At 34.8% G+C, this 17,326-nt stretch carries 18 protein-coding genes; 16 read left to right on the top strand and 2 right to left on the bottom strand.

What is annotated here, in order from left to right; genetic code table 11:
• Window positions 1–722: transposase (locus BTJ66_RS13280; RefSeq protein ID WP_153043341.1), on the top strand; the 722-nt coding region annotated here is incomplete at its 5' end.
• Between the two features lie 132 nt (window positions 723–854).
• Here BTJ66_RS13280 and BTJ66_RS13275 read toward each other — a convergent pair.
• Window positions 855–1,055: a cold-shock protein gene (locus BTJ66_RS13275; protein WP_153043340.1), complete on the bottom strand. Its 201-nt coding sequence runs from the start codon at window positions 1,053–1,055 to the stop codon at window positions 855–857.
• 333 nt (window positions 1,056–1,388) lie between these two features.
• Here BTJ66_RS13275 and BTJ66_RS13270 point away from each other — a divergent pair, with 333 nt between their 5' ends.
• From BTJ66_RS13270 to add, 12 genes are all read left to right on the top strand, one after another.
• Window positions 1,389–2,690 carry an LLM class flavin-dependent oxidoreductase gene (locus BTJ66_RS13270; RefSeq protein ID WP_099091413.1) on the top strand — a complete coding sequence of 434 codons (1,302 nt, stop codon included), beginning with the start codon at window positions 1,389–1,391 and terminating at the stop codon, window positions 2,688–2,690.
• Window positions 2,691–3,093: 403 nt separating this feature from the next.
• A complete protein-coding gene (locus BTJ66_RS13265; protein ID WP_099091412.1) occupies window positions 3,094–3,822 on the top strand; it encodes a phosphoadenylyl-sulfate reductase in 729 nt (242 codons plus the stop codon).
• A gap of 193 nt (window positions 3,823–4,015) precedes the next feature.
• Complete coding sequence (locus BTJ66_RS13260; RefSeq protein WP_099091411.1) at window positions 4,016–5,830, top strand: assimilatory sulfite reductase (NADPH) flavoprotein subunit; 1,815 nt, start codon at window positions 4,016–4,018, stop codon at window positions 5,828–5,830.
• Window positions 5,831–5,845: 15 nt separating this feature from the next.
• Window positions 5,846–7,555 (top strand): NADPH-dependent assimilatory sulfite reductase hemoprotein subunit, encoded by a 1,710-nt coding sequence (locus BTJ66_RS13255; protein WP_099091410.1) that lies wholly within the window; start codon window positions 5,846–5,848, stop codon window positions 7,553–7,555.
• 23 nt (window positions 7,556–7,578) lie between these two features.
• Window positions 7,579–8,352, top strand: a complete 774-nt coding sequence (gene cobA / locus BTJ66_RS13250) for a uroporphyrinogen-III C-methyltransferase (protein WP_099091409.1) — start codon at window positions 7,579–7,581, stop codon at window positions 8,350–8,352.
• Between the two features lie 46 nt (window positions 8,353–8,398).
• On the top strand, window positions 8,399–9,139 hold the full coding sequence (locus tag BTJ66_RS13245; protein ID WP_099091408.1) for a sirohydrochlorin chelatase: 741 nt from the start codon (window positions 8,399–8,401) through the stop codon (window positions 9,137–9,139).
• A 25-nt stretch (window positions 9,140–9,164) separates the two neighbouring features.
• Window positions 9,165–9,776, top strand: a complete 612-nt coding sequence (locus BTJ66_RS13240; RefSeq protein WP_099091407.1) for an NAD(P)-binding protein — start codon at window positions 9,165–9,167, stop codon at window positions 9,774–9,776.
• A gap of 20 nt (window positions 9,777–9,796) precedes the next feature.
• Window positions 9,797–10,708, top strand: a complete 912-nt coding sequence (locus BTJ66_RS13235; RefSeq protein WP_099091406.1) for a sulfite exporter TauE/SafE family protein — start codon at window positions 9,797–9,799, stop codon at window positions 10,706–10,708.
• 17 nt (window positions 10,709–10,725) lie between these two features.
• Window positions 10,726–11,904: a sulfate adenylyltransferase gene (sat, locus tag BTJ66_RS13230; RefSeq protein ID WP_099091405.1), complete on the top strand. Its 1,179-nt coding sequence runs from the start codon at window positions 10,726–10,728 to the stop codon at window positions 11,902–11,904.
• 18 nt (window positions 11,905–11,922) lie between these two features.
• Window positions 11,923–12,537, top strand: coding sequence for an adenylyl-sulfate kinase (cysC, locus tag BTJ66_RS13225; RefSeq protein WP_099091404.1), 615 nt, complete (start codon window positions 11,923–11,925; stop codon window positions 12,535–12,537).
• Window positions 12,538–12,639: 102 nt separating this feature from the next.
• Window positions 12,640–12,840 (top strand): hypothetical protein, encoded by a 201-nt coding sequence (locus BTJ66_RS13220; protein ID WP_099091403.1) that lies wholly within the window; start codon window positions 12,640–12,642, stop codon window positions 12,838–12,840.
• Between the two features lie 258 nt (window positions 12,841–13,098).
• Window positions 13,099–14,073 carry an adenosine deaminase gene (add, locus tag BTJ66_RS13215; RefSeq protein ID WP_099091402.1) on the top strand — a complete coding sequence of 325 codons (975 nt, stop codon included), beginning with the start codon at window positions 13,099–13,101 and terminating at the stop codon, window positions 14,071–14,073.
• 3 nt (window positions 14,074–14,076) lie between these two features.
• On the opposite strand, the gene BTJ66_RS13210 is transcribed toward add, so the two are convergent.
• The gene (locus BTJ66_RS13210; protein WP_099091401.1) at window positions 14,077–14,682 is read right to left on the bottom strand and encodes a class I SAM-dependent methyltransferase; all 606 of its coding nucleotides are present in this window, start codon (window positions 14,680–14,682) and stop codon (window positions 14,077–14,079) included.
• A gap of 403 nt (window positions 14,683–15,085) precedes the next feature.
• On the opposite strand from BTJ66_RS13210, the gene BTJ66_RS13205 reads away from it, so the two are divergent.
• The 3 genes from BTJ66_RS13205 (at window position 15,086) to BTJ66_RS13195 (ending at window position 17,140) form a co-directional block, all read left to right on the top strand.
• A complete protein-coding gene (locus tag BTJ66_RS13205) occupies window positions 15,086–15,484 on the top strand; it encodes a phosphatase PAP2 family protein (protein ID WP_238597647.1) in 399 nt (132 codons plus the stop codon).
• A 102-nt stretch (window positions 15,485–15,586) separates the two neighbouring features.
• The gene (locus tag BTJ66_RS13200; RefSeq protein WP_099091415.1) at window positions 15,587–15,946 is read left to right on the top strand and encodes a Na-translocating system protein MpsC family protein; all 360 of its coding nucleotides are present in this window, start codon (window positions 15,587–15,589) and stop codon (window positions 15,944–15,946) included.
• Window positions 15,947–16,114: 168 nt separating this feature from the next.
• Entirely contained in the window at window positions 16,115–17,140 is a 1,026-nt protein-coding gene (locus tag BTJ66_RS13195) for an NAD-dependent formate dehydrogenase (protein ID WP_099091400.1), read from the top strand.
• Window positions 17,141–17,326 lie beyond the last annotated feature (186 nt).

The raw sequence follows: 17,326 nt of genomic DNA, 5'->3' as shown, positions 1-17,326 counted from the left end.
CCGGATACTACGTTAAAGGCGAACGAGAAAAGCAATTTGCTTATAGTTTACACGCATGTGTAGATAAAAATGGTTATATTATTGATAAGCATGTGACACCTGGTAATATTCACGATAGTACACAACTGAAACCAATGATTGAAAGATTAGAAACCAAGCAGATGTTGCCTATCACATTAGCAATTGATTCAGGATATAAAACACCTTTTAATGCCCACTTTTTACTTGAAAAAGCAATTGTACCAGCAATGCCCTATACAAGACCTAAGGGGAAACCTGGATATTTCAGAACAAAAGATTTCATCTACGATGAATATTATGATACTTATATTTGTCCTAATGATGAAATTTTATCATACAAAAGAACGATGCCGACAGGACACAGGTTATATGTATCAGACGGTTCAATATGTCGAGACTGTCCGGTATTAAGTAAATGTACCGAAAATAAAGATGCCATAAAACAAATTAGAAGACATGTTTGGCAAGATGATTTAGATATAGTTGAAGATTTAAGGTTTGTGGATACAGTAAAAAAACAATATAAAATGCGAAGTCAAACAATAGAGAGAAGATTTGGTGATGCAAAAGAGCAGCATGGTATGCGATGGACGAGATATAGAGGACATGACAAAGTATCCATGGATACCACGCTAATTTGTGCTGCCATGAATCTTAAAAAAATCGCAATGTGGCTAGTAAAAGGACCAGCAATGGTCTGAAAGACCACTGCTTTTTTGAAAAATAACTATATAAATAAAAATAAACAAACCTTACGCATTAATTTGCGCAAGGTTTGTCTACGTTCTGAAAGCACCAAGCTATATTATATAGCTTGGTGCTTTATAAGTTAATTAAACAGTTACAACGTTAACAGCTTGTTCGCCACGTTGTCCTTCAGTGATATCAAATTCTACTTTTTGGCCTTCTTCTAAAGATTTGTAACCTTCAGCAGCAATACCTGAGAAATGAACGAAAACATCGTTGCCATCTTCTCTTTCGATAAAACCAAATCCTTTTTCTGCATTAAACCATTTTACTGTACCGTTATTCATATAGAATACCTCCGTGTGCTTTTGCACATAATATTTGTAACAAATTCATAATTAAAAAGAGGATATTCAAAAAAATACACTACAATTAAATTCACGAGCTTTCATTACGTTAGATTAACTATACACCCAATATTGAAAAATGTCTAGCTTTATTTTATAAATAAAAAATTAAAAAGTGAAAAATGTGTGTATAAAACGATTATAAAGCCATGCTGTAGATGTAGCGTGTCTTCAAAAGACAGAGATATATAATAAATTGACTTAAGAGGTAGACAGTGATAGTCTAATTCCTACCAAATTAATCAGAATAATAAATTTGTTGGAGGGGTCAAAATGAAACACTTAAAATTAGGTTACTTTTTAGCGGGATTTGGGCATCACATAGCAAGTTATAGACACGCAGATACACAAAAAAATGGAGGGATGAATTTACAAAAAATTATTGAACAGGCGAAGATAGCAGAGGATGCAAAATTTGATTTTTTATTTATTTCAGACAATCTATATATCGATAAAAAGACACATCCAGATTTATATTCAAATTTTGAACCCATGGCACTTATGTCCATCATTGCTATGGAAACACAGCATTTAGGTCTGGTTGTTACCGCATCTACATCATTTTCAGAGCCATTTCTACTTGCTAGAAGTTTTTCAACATTAGACCATGTCAGTAATGGTAGAGCAGGTTGGAACATTGTCACATCTGGCGTTAATGATACAGCTAAAAATTTTAGTGGGATAACGAATATTGATCACGATTTAAGATACGATCAAGCTGATGAGTTTTTAGATATATCTCTTAAATTATGGCATTCTTGGAAAGCAGTCAATGATGAGCACAATGAATCGCCGAGCTTTAATTCAAATGATTTGCATCCATATCCTATTAACTATAAAGGGGAATTTTATAGTGTGAAAGGCCCTTTAAATATAGATCAATCACCTCAAATTTATCCTTTGTTGATTCAGGCTGGTTCTTCTAAAAAAGGTGTAGCATTCGCAGCTAAAAATGCAGAAGTCGTTTTTACTGCTCAAAATGATATGAATGATGCCATCGTATTCGCAGATCATTTAAAAGCACAGGTTAAACAGGAAAGAAGGTCACAACAAGACGTGTTAGTAATGCCGGGTATTTTTCCAGTTATTGGTGAAACGAAAGAAGAAGCAGAGGCCAACTATAAATCATTGCAGGACTTGATTATACCAGAAATGGGTTTGGAGCTTTTATCTTCTTATTTAGGAGGCATTGATTTAAGTGATTATGACTTAAATACACCGTTTGAAAATATTGAGTTAAAACCTAGTAATAGTATTCAAAGTCGAGTGGATCTTATTAAAGATACCGCGAAAAAATATAAATTAACCTTAGAAGAGGTCATGAAACACGTTGCTGGTGCAAGAGGACATCATACTATAGTAGGAACGGCTGAGGATGTAGCAGATAGAATGGAACAATGGTTTGTGAATGGTGCAGCAGACGGATTTAACATTATGCCTCCATTAAACCCAACACAATTTGAATTATTTGTTGATAAAGTTATCCCTATTTTACAAGATAGAGGATTAATTCAAAAAGCGTATGGTCAGGGAACATTACGTGAAAAATTAGGACTCAGTGACAATCATATATAAGCGATGCGTCTATCTCTTATGATATCAATGCTTATAAGCATTATATTTACTTTATTATGTTCACTTATTTTGTAAATAAGAATCATTATAAAAATTTTTAATTTTTCAAATAAATTTCAAAATATGACAACCACGCCTGTTATGGCTATTTTCTTAATTTTAAATTATTACTATTATTTTTTTAGAATAATTATTAAAAACTGGATTATAGCAAAGGATGAAGCGTATTCTTTTTCAATTTTTATCAAAAATTTAATGAATTAATTTATTGGAATATCAACTTGACATAAAAAATTTCAGTGGGTAAAGTGTGTAACATAATTATTTTCAAATAATTCTAAAAATAAATAAAACGTGAATTTTTAATACACAGAACATTAAAAGAGAAGGGGATGACCCATTAATGTCAGAAACAAAAATTACGTATGAGCATTTTGAGCCCAACGCTTTTGAATCAATAGACATTACGGATGAGACAAAGGGCGCACGCAAAGTTATAGCATGGGCATATGAAACTTATGGAGATTCAATTATTTATTCATGTAGTTTTGGTGCTGAAGGTATGATTTTAATCGATTTAATTTATAGTGTGAAGAAAGATGCAGAAATCGTATTTTTAGATACAGATTTACATTTTCAAGAAACATATGACTTAATTGATCGTGTGAAGGCACGTTATCCAGAACTCAATATTAAACTTAAAAAACCGGATCTCACTTTAGAAGAACAAAGTGAACAATTTAATCCAGCATTATGGAAGAATAATCCGAATCAATGTTGTTATATTCGTAAGATTAAACCACTTGAAGAGGTCTTGTCTGGCGCAACAGCATGGGTTTCAGGGTTAAGAAGAGCGCAATCACCGAGTCGACAATCAACGAATTTCATCAACAAGGATGAAAGGTTTAAATCCGTTAAAGTATGCCCATTGATTCATTGGACATGGGATGATGTTTGGGATTATATTCAAACACATGATTTACATTATAATGAATTACATGATCATCATTATCCAAGTATTGGATGTATTCCTTGCACAGCTGCCGTTACAGATTCAGGAGATTCGAGAGCTGGCAGATGGACCAATTCCAATAAGACAGAATGTGGACTTCATACAATAGACAAACCATAATTTTTAAGAAGTACTTTTTTTTATCACAAAACCTTAGTATTCGTATCGGATATATAGAGAATGATAGCAACATAGGTTTTGAACAATTTATAAGGCGGGCAAACGCATTGAAGTATGACGTTCCTAGCCTTAAATAACAAGTGGATTATAAGTATATAAAAGACCATACAAATAAAACCGAGGTGAAAACGTTGTGAATTTATCAGTATCAAACAGTCCATTCGACACCGAACAAGCAACGCAATTGAATCAAATCATTCAAAATTTAACAGCTGATCAAAAAGTTTGGCTAAGTGGCTATCTCACAGCGCAACAAGTAACAACAGGGCAAGAGATAGAAGAACCGCAACAAGTAGCAGAATATGTCTTGAATTCAGAAGCGGTTAATGACCGTCATATTACAGTTCTTTACGGATCGGAAACAGGAAATGCGCAAAGCTTAGCTGAAATATTTGCGGATCGACTTGTCGAACATAACTACACCGTAAAGTTAAGTGCAATGGATGAATTTAAACCTAAAGAACTTAAAAAGGTAGAGGATATATTCGTTATTACAGCGACCCATGGTGAAGGTGATCCGCCAGATAATGCACTTACTTTTTATGAGTTTATACATAGTCGCAAGTCACCAAAATTAGAAAATGTAAGGTTTTCCGTGCTTGCTCTAGGTGATGAATCATATGATCAATTTTGCCAAACAGGTAAGGATTTTGATTCGCGCTTAGCTGAGTTGGGTGGCGAACGCTTAGCTGATAGACAAGATTGTGATTTGGATTTTGATGACCCAGCTGAACAATGGATGAATGCAAACATTGAGTTAATCAATCAATCTTCTGGTCATCAACAAGTGACATCAACAGAAACGGTTCAATCAGCAAAGGAAAAACGTTATTCAAAATCAAATCCATATCAAGCGGAAGTGCTAGAGAATATCAATCTAAATGGTAGAGGTTCTAACAAAGAAGTTAGGCATGTTGAATTGCTATTAGATAATTACGGTGAATCATTTGAACCAGGTGATTGTGTTGTAGTGGTTCCTCAGAATGACCCTGAAATTGTGTCATTACTTATTGAAACATTAGGTTGGGACACACAATTAGAAATACCTATCAATGATAACGGTGACCCATTGCCATTAGAAAATGCTTTGCAAGATCATTTTGAAATTACAAAACTGACCAAACCTTTATTACAAAAAGCAGCTGAATTATTTGAAAATACTGAATTAATCGCACAGGTAGAGGATGAATCATGGATTAAACAATTTATTGAAGGTCGTGACCTGATTGATTTATTAACGGCATTTCCGCCTTCAGATTTTCAACCAGAAACCCTACATAAATTATTAAGAAAATTACCACCAAGAGAGTATTCAATTGCAAGTAGCTATAAAGCAACTCCAGATGAAGTACATATTACGGTTGGTGCTGTTAGATATGAAACACATGAACGTGAGCGTGCGGGTGTTTGCTCGGTACAACTGGCAGAACGTGTACAACCCGGTGACACAATACCTATTTATTTAAAGAAAAATCCAAACTTTAAATTTCCGTTCGATGAAACGACACCAGTCATCATGATTGGTCCTGGCACAGGTGTAGCACCATTTAGATCTTATCTTCAAGAACGAGAAGAGCTCGGATTAACAGGAAATACGTGGTTGTTCTTTGGTGAACAGTATTTTACAACAGATTTTTTATACCAAACCGAGTGGCAAGCGTGGTTAAAAGACGAAACACTATCTAAATTAGATGTGGCTTTTTCACGAGATACAGACGACAAAGTCTATGTACAACACCGTATTGCAGAGCACAGTGAACTATTCTATCAATGGTTAACTGATGGAGCGTCTTTATATGTATGTGGTGATGAAAAAAATATGGCTAAGGATGTACATGAAACGATACGCTACGTATTAGAACAAGAAGGTGGTATGTCTGAAACAGACGCTGAAGCATACCTTACTCAAATGAAAAAAGACAAACGTTATCAAAGAGATGTTTACTAAGAAAGGAATGATTAGATGGCCGAAACAAAAGTTAATTTTTCAGACAAGCTTGATGAAATGGAACGCATTAAAGCACATAGTGATTATCTTAGAGGTTCGATTGTTCAAGGATTGGCAGATCGTGTTACAGGCGCAATTGCAGAAGAAGATACTAAATTATTAAAATTCCATGGTAGTTATATGCAAGATGATAGAGATATACGCGATGAACGTAGAAAGCAAAAGCTAGAACCTGCCTATAGCTTTATGATTCGAGTGCGCGCGCCAGGTGGTGCTTCGACAGCAGAACAATGGATTGCGATGGATGACATAGCAAATACTTATGCGAATGGCACAATCAAACTGACAACAAGACAAGCGTTTCAATTTCATGGTGTGTTGAAACATAATTTAAAACAAACGATGAAAGATATTAATCAGTCTCTATTAGATACCCTTGCAGCATGTGGTGATGTGAATCGTAATGTGATGTGTAATCCTAACCCATATCAATCAGATGTCCATAGCGAAATTAATGAAATTGCCAGTGATATTAGTCGACATCTTTCACCTAAGACACAGGCATATCATGAAATTTGGTTAGATGGTGAAAAAGTATTAGATACCAGTGATGAAGAGCCAGAACCAATTTATGGTAAAACGTATTTGCCACGTAAATTTAAGATTGGTATCGCAGTGCCACCATCCAACGATATCGATGTGTATTCACAAGATATTGGATTGATTGCCATTTTAGAAAACGACAAGCTCGTTGGTTTTAATATCACGGTAGGTGGTGGTATGGGAATGAAGCATGGCAACACAGCTACATATCCACAAGTTGGCCGTCTTATCGGATATTTCCCGAAAGAAGAAGTCGTAGATGTTTGTGAAAAGATTTTAACAGTACAAAGGGATTACGGTAATCGTGAAGAACGTACGAACGCACGCTTTAAATATACGGTAGATAGATTAGGTGTTGATTGGATAAGAAATGAAATCAACAACCGTCTAGGATGGGAATTAGAAGCCAAACGCCCATACCACTTTGAACATAATGGTGATCGCTACGGATGGACTGAAGGCAGCGGTCAATGGCACTATACATTATTTGTTCAAAATGGACGTGTAAAAGATACAGAAGATTATAAGTTGAAAACTGCATTAAGAACGATTGCTGAAATTCATACAGGTGATTTTAGATTATCACCTAACCAAAACTTAGTTATCGCGAATGTTTCAGCAGATAAAAAGCCTGAAATAGAGAAAATTATTGCTGATTATGGCATTACAGATGGTGAACATTACACAGGATTAAGACGTAATTCAATGGCATGTGTTGCTTTTCCGACGTGTGGTTTAGCCATGGCAGAGTCAGAAAGATATTTACCATCATTAATTACTAAGATTGAAGATTTACTTGATGAAGCCGGTTTGAATGAAGAAGAAATTACGATAAGAATGACTGGTTGTCCAAATGGTTGTGCGAGACCAGCATTAGCAGAAATTGCCTTTATTGGTAAAGGCCCAGGTAAATACAATATGTATTTAGGTGGCGGTTTTATAGGCGATAGATTGAATAAAATTTATAAAGAAAATATTGGTGAAGCAGAAATCTTAGAAAGTTTAAAACCAATTTTAATCCAATATGCCAAAGAAAGAGATGAAGGCGAACATTTTGGCGATTTTGTTGTACGCGCTGGCATTGTTGAAGAAGTAAGAGATGGGCAAACGTTCCATAGCTAATAAATTGAGGAAGTGGTGACAGGATGGGCAAAGTATTTTTAGTAGGCGCAGGGCCTGGAGATCCTGATTTGATTACAGTTAAAGGATTAAAAGCAATTGAGCAAGCAGATGTGATTTTGTATGACCGATTGGTAAATAAAGAATTGTTAAATCATGCAGCACCCACAGCAAAATTTATGTATTGTGGCAAAGATCCAAATCGTCATTCGTTACCACAAGAAGACACGAATAAATTACTCGTTAATTTAGCCAAAAAAGGACAAGTCGTAACAAGATTAAAGGGTGGAGATCCTTTTATCTTCGGTAGAGGCGGAGAAGAAGCAGAAATTTTAGCAGAACATCATATTCCATTTGAAATTGTTCCTGGTATTACATCTGGTGTAGCAGCCCCTGCATATGCAGGCATTCCAGTAACACATCGTGATTATAGTTCATCTGTGGCATTTGTTACGGGAGTGATGAATAAAAATATAGATAAAGAAAGTTATTGGAAACATCTTGCGCTAGGGCCAGAAACATTATGTATCTATATGGGTGTAAAAAAATTACCGGAGATTAGTGCATTGCTGATTAGGCATGGCCGTTCGGTCGATACACCTGTCGCCTTAGTTCATCAAGGAACATCGGAATTTCAAAAGACAGTCGTAGGTACATTATCAAATATTGAGGATGTTGCCAAAGATATTGACAATCCGGCAATGATTATTGTTGGTGAAGTCGTCAAATTAAGAGAACGCATTAGTTGGTTCGAAGAAATGCCCGTAGAAGAAGCAGTCGCAAAATTAACGTACCAATAACACGTCCCATAGTATTGTGGTGTGCGTTAGAAATGGAGGGGTAAGTATGCGAGGTGTCTTATATGTTAGTCACGGTAGTAGAGTGCCTGAAGCGGTTAATGAAGCTAAAGCATTTATTGATTTAGTAAAAGAACAAGTCGATGTAGAACTGCAAGAAACGTGTTTTTTAGAGTTAACAAGTCCAGATTTATCACAAGGGTTTCAAAGCTTAGTAGATAATGGAGCAACTGAAATTTCGGTAGTACCTGTACTGCTACTAAGTGCTGGTCACTATTTTAAGGATATACCGGCAGAAATTAAACGTAATCAACAAAAGTATCCACACGTTCACGTTACTTATGGTAAACCTTTAGGCGTACAACCAAGACTGACTGAAATTTTAAAACAAAGAATCGAAACATCTGGTGTGATACCAAACGACGACGCCAAAGTGCTCATCGTTGGTAGAGGGAGTTATAACCCACAAACTCAAATCGATATCGAGACGATTAAGTCACAATTGCAAGTGCAAACAGGATTGAACGATATTGAAACATGTTATTTAGCAGCATGTAAGCCTTCTTTTGAAGAAGCATTACATCGTGCCGTTAATGCTGACTCTTCACAAGTATACATCGTACCTTATCTATGGTTTACAGGCATACTAGATCAACAAATAGCTAAGAAAGTTGCTGAATATGCCGGTGATAAAGAGATTGTTCTCTGCAAGCGATTGGGTAACCATAAACATTTACAAATTGCATTGAAAGCGCGTGTTGAAGAAACTTTTGAATATGTGACGCAATAACACTATTTGAGAAGGAAGTGATGTAATGCCAATGATACCACTTATGATTGATATATCTGAAAAGCAAGTCGTTGTCATTGGTGGTGGCAAGATTGCTGAACGCAGAGTACGTACACTAATCTCTTATACCGATAAAATTCGGGTTGTCAGTCCATCACTTACCATCGCGTTACAAGATTTGTTGGATAACAACTGGATTCAATGGGATAAAAAGACATTTGAACCCAAGGATATAGAACAGGCTGATTTAATTATTGTTGCCACAAACCATGCACATATTAACCAACAAGTTTTATTAGCGAAACCACATCATGCATTAACCAATATGACTTCCGAAGCAGCAACAGGTGATGTTGCTTTTCCGAGTATCTTACGTCGTGGAAAGTTGACGCTAAGCATTTCTACTAATGGTGCCAGTCCTACACTTACGGCTCAGATTCTTGAAGAATTTAAATCACGTTTCGATAATAGTTACGAAGATTATGTTGATTTTTTATATGAATGTAGACTACGCATTAAACAAACACACTTATCCACGAGTCAAAAACAGAATATTCTAAAAATGATACTGACTCAACCGTATAGAGAGAAAAATAAGCAACTTGAAATGATTAAAAGGCTTGAATCAATGACATAGAGTCGGAAGGAGTACGTCGTATGCATAAATTATTTATCTTTGCACTGGCAGGTTTTCTTGCACAACTAATTGATGGCTCACTAGGTATGGGATTTGGTGCATCTTCCTCATCCATATTATTAACATTCGGAGTAGCGCCAGCTATCGTATCTGCAACTATACATTTTTCAGAAATTGCAACAACTGCAGCTTCAGGTACATCACATTGGAAATTTGAAAATGTACATAAGCCGACAATGATTAAGCTAGCCATTCCAGGAGCAATAACAAGCTTTATCGGTGCGGCATTTTTAAGTCATATTCATAGTGATTTAATTAAACCATTTATCGCCATATTTTTATTAACAATGGGTTTATATATATTATATCAATTTTTATATAAACGAAATCAACAACAAGTCAAAGGACCATCAACGATTAGGAGATATGCAATGATTCCACAAGGTGCAGTTGCAGGTTTTCTTGATGCTGTAGGCGGTGGTGGCTGGGGCCCAGTCAATACACCATTACTATTGGCACAGAAGAAGTTAGAACCAAGGTATGCGATAGGAACTGTTTCAGCGAGTGAATTTTTTGTCACGGTATCAGCCTCACTGAGCTTTATTATCTTTTTAGGATTTAGTCAGATTAACTGGGGATTAGTGATTGCACTGAGCGTTGGTGGCTTAATAGCTGCACCATTTGCTGCCTGGTTAGTTAAAATTTTACCGATGAATATTTTAGCTGTGTGTGTCAGTGGTTTAATTATATTTACAAATAGTAGTTCTTTATTAAGCGTATTTGAACTTAATGCGACAATTTCAATTACAGTAAAAATTGCGCTAGTGGTTATTTGGCTTGGTTTAGTAGCTTTTGCATTATATCAAAATAAACAATTGCCATTTGTCTTCGCTAAAAACAAAGCAAATGTTAACGCGAATAAAATAGATTAAAGAAGGAGTGTATTAGATTGCCATTAACTAAGGAAATTATTGAAAATACGATTCAACCCCACGGTGGTACATTAATAAACAGAGAAGCGGAGGCAACTTTAAAAGAAGAATTGCTCACAGCGGCGGAATCATTACCATCTATTACATTAAATCCATGGAGTTTGTCAGATTTAGAGCTTATTGGTATTGGTGGATTTAGTCCGTTAACCGGCTTCATGAATGAAGCAGATTATACAGAAGTAGTAGAGCATGTACATTTAAGTAATGGGTTGGTGTGGAGTATTCCGATTACTTTACCAGTAACTGAAGATAAAGCAAATGAACTAGATATAGGTTCTCGTGTCGCGTTGTATGGGGAAGACAATCATTTATATGGCGTACTAGAATTAGAAGAAAAATATACGTATGACAAAGAGAAAGAAGCTCAGTACGTTTATGGCACAACAGATATAGATCATCCTGGCGTGTTGAAAGTCTATGAAAAAGGAAGTGTCTACTTGGCGGGACCTATTCATTTACTAGATAGACCGAAACATGATGACTTTGTAGATTATCATTTGGACCCATCAGAAACGAGACAATTATTTTATGACTTAAATTGGCAAACAATCGTTGGTTTCCAAACACGTAATCCAGTGCATCGTGCGCATGAATACATTCAAAAAGCAGCATTAGAATCTGTTGACGGTTTGTTATTGAATCCTTTAGTAGGTGAAACAAAATCTGACGATATCCCTGCGGAAGTGCGCATGGAAAGTTATGAAGCAATTTTAAAAAATTATTTCCCAGAAAATAGAACGCGCTTAGTTATTTATCCAGCGGCAATGCGCTATGCAGGTCCGAGAGAAGCAATTTTACATGCGACAGTCCGCAAAAATTACGGCTGCACACATTTCATTGTTGGTCGTGATCATGCTGGTGTAGGTGATTACTATGGTACATATGAAGCGCAAGAATTAATTGCACAATACGAAGCAGAGTTAGGAATTCAAATTTTGAAATTTGAGCATGCTTTTTACTGTGAAACATGTGAAAACATGGCCACAGCGAAGACATGTCCACATGAGGCTTCTGCACATTTACATTTAAGTGGCACAAAAGTTCGTGAAAAATTAAGAAACGGTGAAACGTTACCTAAAGCATTCTCGAGACCCGAAGTAGCAGAAGTTCTGATTAGAGGTTTACAAGAAAAATAATTTTAAAGGAGTGTCATCATGGTATCATCCAATAACATCACTTGGCATGATTCAGAAGTTACAAAGGCAGAAAGGCAAAAGCGCAATAAACACAAAAGTGTGGTCATATGGTTTACAGGATTATCTGGTTCTGGTAAATCGACGATTTCAGTAGCCTTAGAAAAGGCATTATACGAGGAACAAGTACATACGTACCGATTAGATGGCGACAACGTGAGACATGGGCTTAATCATAACCTTGGGTTTAGCCCGGAAGATAGAAAAGAGAATATTCGTCGCATTGGAGAAGTAAGTAAACTCATGGTAGATGCAGGTTTAATTACCATTACAGCATTCATATCACCCTATCAAGCGGATAGAGATGGCGTACGAGCTTTATTGGCAGAAGATGAATTTATTGAAGTTTATACATTATGTAGTTTAGATGAATGTGAATCGAGAGATCCCAAAGGGTTATATCAAAAAGCGAGAAATGGAGAAATTTCTGGTTTTACAGGTATTAATGCCCCATATGAGGCGCCCCAACATCCTGAATTAATTATAGATACAGAGCAAGACAGTATAGAAGTAGCTGTGAATAGGATTATTGAATATCTAAAAACACATCACTATCTTAATGTAACACCAGAATAGATTAATGATTGTTGCTTGGGAGAACATGATGATAGAGAGACATAGGGCCACTGATGTAACCAGAGAGCCAACATTTGAATCGTGCGCAAAGGGGCTATTGATATGAGCATTTTAAATATAATTGCATATGGTTTAATTATAATATTTGTACTCGTCGTGAGCTTAGGTGTTTGGCTTGTAAATAAAGGACAAGATAGGACATATTTTATGCTTGAATTGAAAATTATTGTAACGTTACTCATTATGAGTTTTATGGGGTTAGGTATTTCGTTAATCGTATTAGGTTACTTAGGTGAAATATAAAGGCATTTAAATGATTAAATATATGTGTCCATAACAATCATGGCTAAATCATACTAATAAGACTGCTAACAACTTAGTTGGCGGTCCTTTTCTGTTTATATTCAAAATCAGGTGGTTAATCAATAAGTTATAAAGTTAACCATTTTTTAGTTTGTAAAGCCGTTCTATTTGCGTAATAGCAAAGTTAAATTCATCATGCTATAGTAAAAAGATAAATTTAAAACGTAATCAAATGTAAGTAGAGGTAGGTTCTAATGTATGAATAAGTCCATAGAAGCAATAGCAAAAGTTGAGTTGCATTGTCACTTAGATGGTTCAACCAGTGTCGAATTGATTAGACAACTAGCAGATGAACAAGGCATAAACTTAGATGAATCAAAATTATTTGTCAGTAGTCAATGTGATAGTTTAGACGATTATTTACAGTGCTTTGATGAAATATTAAAAGTGTTACAGACCAAAGATAGTTTGAAGCGTGCAGTCGTTGATGTTGCAAAGCAAGCATGTAAAGACAACGTGAAATATATTGAAGTTCGTTTCGCACCTTTATTTCATATGCATCAAGGGTTAACGTTAACTGAAGTGTTGGAAGCGGTAGAAATAGGCGTCAAAGAAGCGGTCAATACCTTAGACATAGATGTTAATATACTAATTTGTGCGATGCGTCAGCACAGTGCGGAACAAAACCAAGCACTCTTTGACTTTATTCACAAACATGACCATGAAGCAATTTGTGGCATTGATTTTGCTGGGCCGGAGGTAGGATTTCCTACAGAACATATTGAAGATACAATAAGATACGGATTAGATAAAGGTTTCAACCTTACATTACACGCAGGCGAATGTGGTTGTATACATAATGTTATTGAAGGAATTAAATTAGGCTCTAGACGAATAGGGCATGGTGTTGCGATTAACCAAGATAAGCAGTTGCTACAGTTTGTAAAAGACAATGACATATTGTTAGAGATTTGTCCTAAAAGCAATATCCAGACAAAAGCGATTACAAATTTAGAGGATTTAAATTTACCTTATTTACTAGAGCTAGATACACCTATTCTAATTAATACAGATAATCGAACTGTAACGCAAACATCATTAATTGAAGAATATGAATTACTGGTGCATCATCATTTGATTACCCTTGAGCAAATTGCTTATATTAATAAAAAAGCAGTAAATTATACTTTTTTAACTGAAGCGGAAAAAAGGGCATTACTGTTAAAAATGTAAAGGCTATTTAGAACCTGACGCAATAAATAGGCTTGCTTGTTGATTCATAAAAATATAATCACCAGTATGGAATGTATATGCTTGTGTTTGAGATAAACCGATGTCAGCAAAGGTTTCTAAAATATCAGAGTGTTCAAAACCATTATAAATTTTTGGGTGATGAACTTTTTCATTTTTATCGAAATCAACTAAAATCAGCATTCCTTCAGGATTAAGATGAGTATAAAGTTTATGTAATAACCCTTTATAGTCACCACTATGAAGTAAGACTAAAGATAAGACAATGACATCGTAGCTAGATTGACCTAATGGATTATCAGTAGCAAATACATCGCCAACAAGTGTTTTAATAGAAGACTTTTCTAGTAAAGATATTTTTGTGTCGAAAATGTCTACCATTTGTGATGAGGCATCCATAAGTGTGACTTGTTCAAAGTGATGGTCGATATTTAATGTAACTAATCCGGTGCCTCCACCATAATCTAATAATGAGTGATAAGACGTGTGATTTAGTAGCTGGTTTGTTTCTTGAGCGATAATTTGTGCGAGTTTAATTCTTTCCGGACGGTCATACTTGTAAGCAATTTGTTCAAAACGATCTTTATTCAAAATAAAACTCCTTTAATGTTATAACGGTCATTATAGATATATTAAGTCTTTAAATAATTTTAGCACATCAAAGGAAGGTGGACAAATCGTTTTATTCGTACAGATAAAAAAATGATTATTAATATAGCTAAGGCTAAAGAACGATTGAGCAAATTGAAAATACTTGGTTTACTGTTATTTAGAAGAATTAGCAATAGAAAGGACAGTAAAAGTGAATAATTATTTAAAAATAATAGTAGGCAGCCTTTGTTTTACTATAATCACTATATGCATAGCGCTTCATGTAACGAAAAATCTTGATGACAGCATCTATGTTTTACTACATAATACGGTGACTTCAGATACAATCATTCAATATCTAATCGTGATTTCAACGATATTTTCACCAATAGGTTGTTTATGTATGGTTATCATTATATTAATCGGCTTATTTATATACGATCGGTTTAAATTTTATTGGTATGGCTTTTGGTGTTTTAGTGTCTTTGCGATTGGAACATTTTTAAAATATGTTATTCAACGTCCAAGACCTAGTTTGACTATAGAGGGTTATAGTTTTCCTAGTATGCACGTATTAAGCGTATGTGTGTTAGTTAGTCTAGTTATACTACTGACCAAGAACAAAGTTATAACCATTATAAGCGTGATATTAGTGTTATCTGTGATGATATCTAGAGTATATTTGAAGGCACATTTTTTTACAGATACAATGGGTAGTTTGTGTGTTATATATATTTTAATTCAAACGCTACAAATTGAATTTACAACTAAAAGTAATAACTCAATAAAAAAAGCACATTAATAAAGTATTTATTAAAAAAAGTAATAATGCTTGAATTTTTAATAGTGTGATATATAATGAAATTATAAGTTGTTGAATCAAAACTCATTACTTTTAAAGAAGGTGAGTAAAGTAGATACACATAAAAAAGAGCAACAATTCGCTAATTTAATACGCGCTTATCGCAAAGAGCATGTAGGTAAAGGCCCTGAAAAAGTTCAAGTTTCATTTAAAGGGAACTGGGGCATTGCATATATGACAGGTGCTTTAAGTAAAGTTGAAAAGTTTTATTTAGGCGATAAACAAAATGAAGTGATGCTTCATTATAATCGTACTGAAAAGATAAAACAGCTATATAGTGATATTGAATTAGGTGAAATGGAAGCGCTCGTTGACGCAAAATTTGTTAAACTATTTACAGATATTGATTTAACTGATGATGAGGTTGTATCAATATTTGTATTCGATAAATCAATTGAATAAATACGGAATGGTGTAAGGTACTCGGTGCTGTTTGCTAACTACGTTTTGAATGATTCATTCAAGGAGGTGGTATGTGCAAATCGTATCGAGTATTTTTTTGTTTCTGAAGATGCACTTAAGTTAAGTAACAGGGCATAGTATTAAAAAATAGGATTAGGAGAGATAAATATGAAAATCGTAGCATTATTCCCAGAATCTGTGGTAGGAGAAGATAATCAATTATTAAATACAGAAAGAGCAATTGGTTTGAAACCGTTTTTAGAAGAAAAAGGACATGAATTAGTTATATTAGCAGACAATGAAGCAGATTTAGATAAGCACTTAGCAGATATGGATATAGTGATTAGTGCACCATTTTATCCAGCGTATATGACAAAAGAACGTATTGAAAAAGCACCTAATTTAAAATTAGCTATCACAGCAGGCGTTGGCTCAGACCATGTAGATTTACAAGCAGCAAGTGAACACAATATCGGTGTTGTAGAAGTCACTGGTAGTAATACTATTAGTGTTGCAGAGCATGCGGTCATGGACTTGCTTATCTTACTAAGAAATTACGAAGAAGGTCATCGTCAAGCTAAAGACGGAGAATGGAACTTATCTAAAGTTGGTAATCATGCGCACGAACTACAAAATAAAACAATTGGTATATTCGGTTTTGGTAGAATTGGTCAACTTGTTGCAGAAAGACTTGCACCATTTAATGTGACAATACAACATTACGATCCAATAAATCAAAAAGATAATGAACATTCTACGTTTGTTAATTTTGATGAATTGGTGTCAACAAGTGATGCAATCACTATCCATGCCCCTTTAACACCTGAAACAGATAATTTATTTAATTATGATGTATTAAGCCGCATGAAAGTTGGTAGCTATTTAGTAAATACTGCACGTGGTAAAATTGTAAACACAAATGATTTAGTAGAACTCTTAAATGCTAAACATATTCAAGGTTATGCAGGTGACGTTTGGTATCCACAACCAGCTCCAGCCGATCATCCATGGAGAACAATGCCTAGAAATGGTATGACAGTACATTACTCTGGTATGACTTTAGAAGCTCAAGAACGTATTGAAGTAGGTGTCAAAGATATCTTAACGCGTTTCTTTAATAATGAAGCTTTCCAAGACAAAGATGTAATTGTGAATGCTGGAAAAATTTCAAGTAAAAGTTATACAGCAAAATAAAATTAAATAAAAACATCTAAAATCATATGATAGATACCCTTAAAGTTGCTTTAATTATCATAATTAGGATAAACGGCATTTCATGATGCTGGATATCCAAAGCTAAATCTTTTGTTAAATTAGTATTTTCATTTGATAAATTATGATTTATAGACTTAGATGAATGTGAAATCATATCAGATGAAA

Origin of the sequence: Staphylococcus edaphicus, from assembly GCF_002614725.1 — a bacterium.
GTDB classification, from domain to species: Bacteria; Bacillota; Bacilli; order Staphylococcales; family Staphylococcaceae; genus Staphylococcus; species Staphylococcus edaphicus.
The sequence above is the reverse complement of the archived record's forward strand: the minus strand, read 5'-3'. Positions and strand labels throughout refer to the sequence as shown.

What these genes read in the sequence shown, in the direction of transcription:
- BTJ66_RS13275 (WP_153043340.1), bottom strand. Translation starts at nt 1,055, where the DNA reads ATGAATAACGGTACAGTAAAATGGTTTAATGCAGAAAAAGGATTTGGT.
- BTJ66_RS13270 (WP_099091413.1), top strand. Translation starts at nt 1,389, where the DNA reads ATGAAACACTTAAAATTAGGTTACTTTTTAGCGGGATTTGGGCATCAC.
- BTJ66_RS13265 (WP_099091412.1), top strand. Translation starts at nt 3,094, where the DNA reads ATGTCAGAAACAAAAATTACGTATGAGCATTTTGAGCCCAACGCTTTT.
- BTJ66_RS13255 (WP_099091410.1), top strand. Translation starts at nt 5,846, where the DNA reads ATGGCCGAAACAAAAGTTAATTTTTCAGACAAGCTTGATGAAATGGAA.
- cobA (WP_099091409.1), top strand. Translation starts at nt 7,579, where the DNA reads ATGGGCAAAGTATTTTTAGTAGGCGCAGGGCCTGGAGATCCTGATTTG.
- BTJ66_RS13245 (WP_099091408.1), top strand. Translation starts at nt 8,399, where the DNA reads ATGCGAGGTGTCTTATATGTTAGTCACGGTAGTAGAGTGCCTGAAGCG.
- BTJ66_RS13240 (WP_099091407.1), top strand. Translation starts at nt 9,165, where the DNA reads ATGCCAATGATACCACTTATGATTGATATATCTGAAAAGCAAGTCGTT.
- BTJ66_RS13235 (WP_099091406.1), top strand. Translation starts at nt 9,797, where the DNA reads ATGCATAAATTATTTATCTTTGCACTGGCAGGTTTTCTTGCACAACTA.
- cysC (WP_099091404.1), top strand. Translation starts at nt 11,923, where the DNA reads ATGGTATCATCCAATAACATCACTTGGCATGATTCAGAAGTTACAAAG.
- BTJ66_RS13220 (WP_099091403.1), top strand. Translation starts at nt 12,640, where the DNA reads ATGAGCATTTTAAATATAATTGCATATGGTTTAATTATAATATTTGTA.
- add (WP_099091402.1), top strand. Translation starts at nt 13,099, where the DNA reads ATGAATAAGTCCATAGAAGCAATAGCAAAAGTTGAGTTGCATTGTCAC.
- BTJ66_RS13205 (WP_238597647.1), top strand. Translation starts at nt 15,086, where the DNA reads ATGGTTATCATTATATTAATCGGCTTATTTATATACGATCGGTTTAAA.
- BTJ66_RS13195 (WP_099091400.1), top strand. Translation starts at nt 16,115, where the DNA reads ATGAAAATCGTAGCATTATTCCCAGAATCTGTGGTAGGAGAAGATAAT.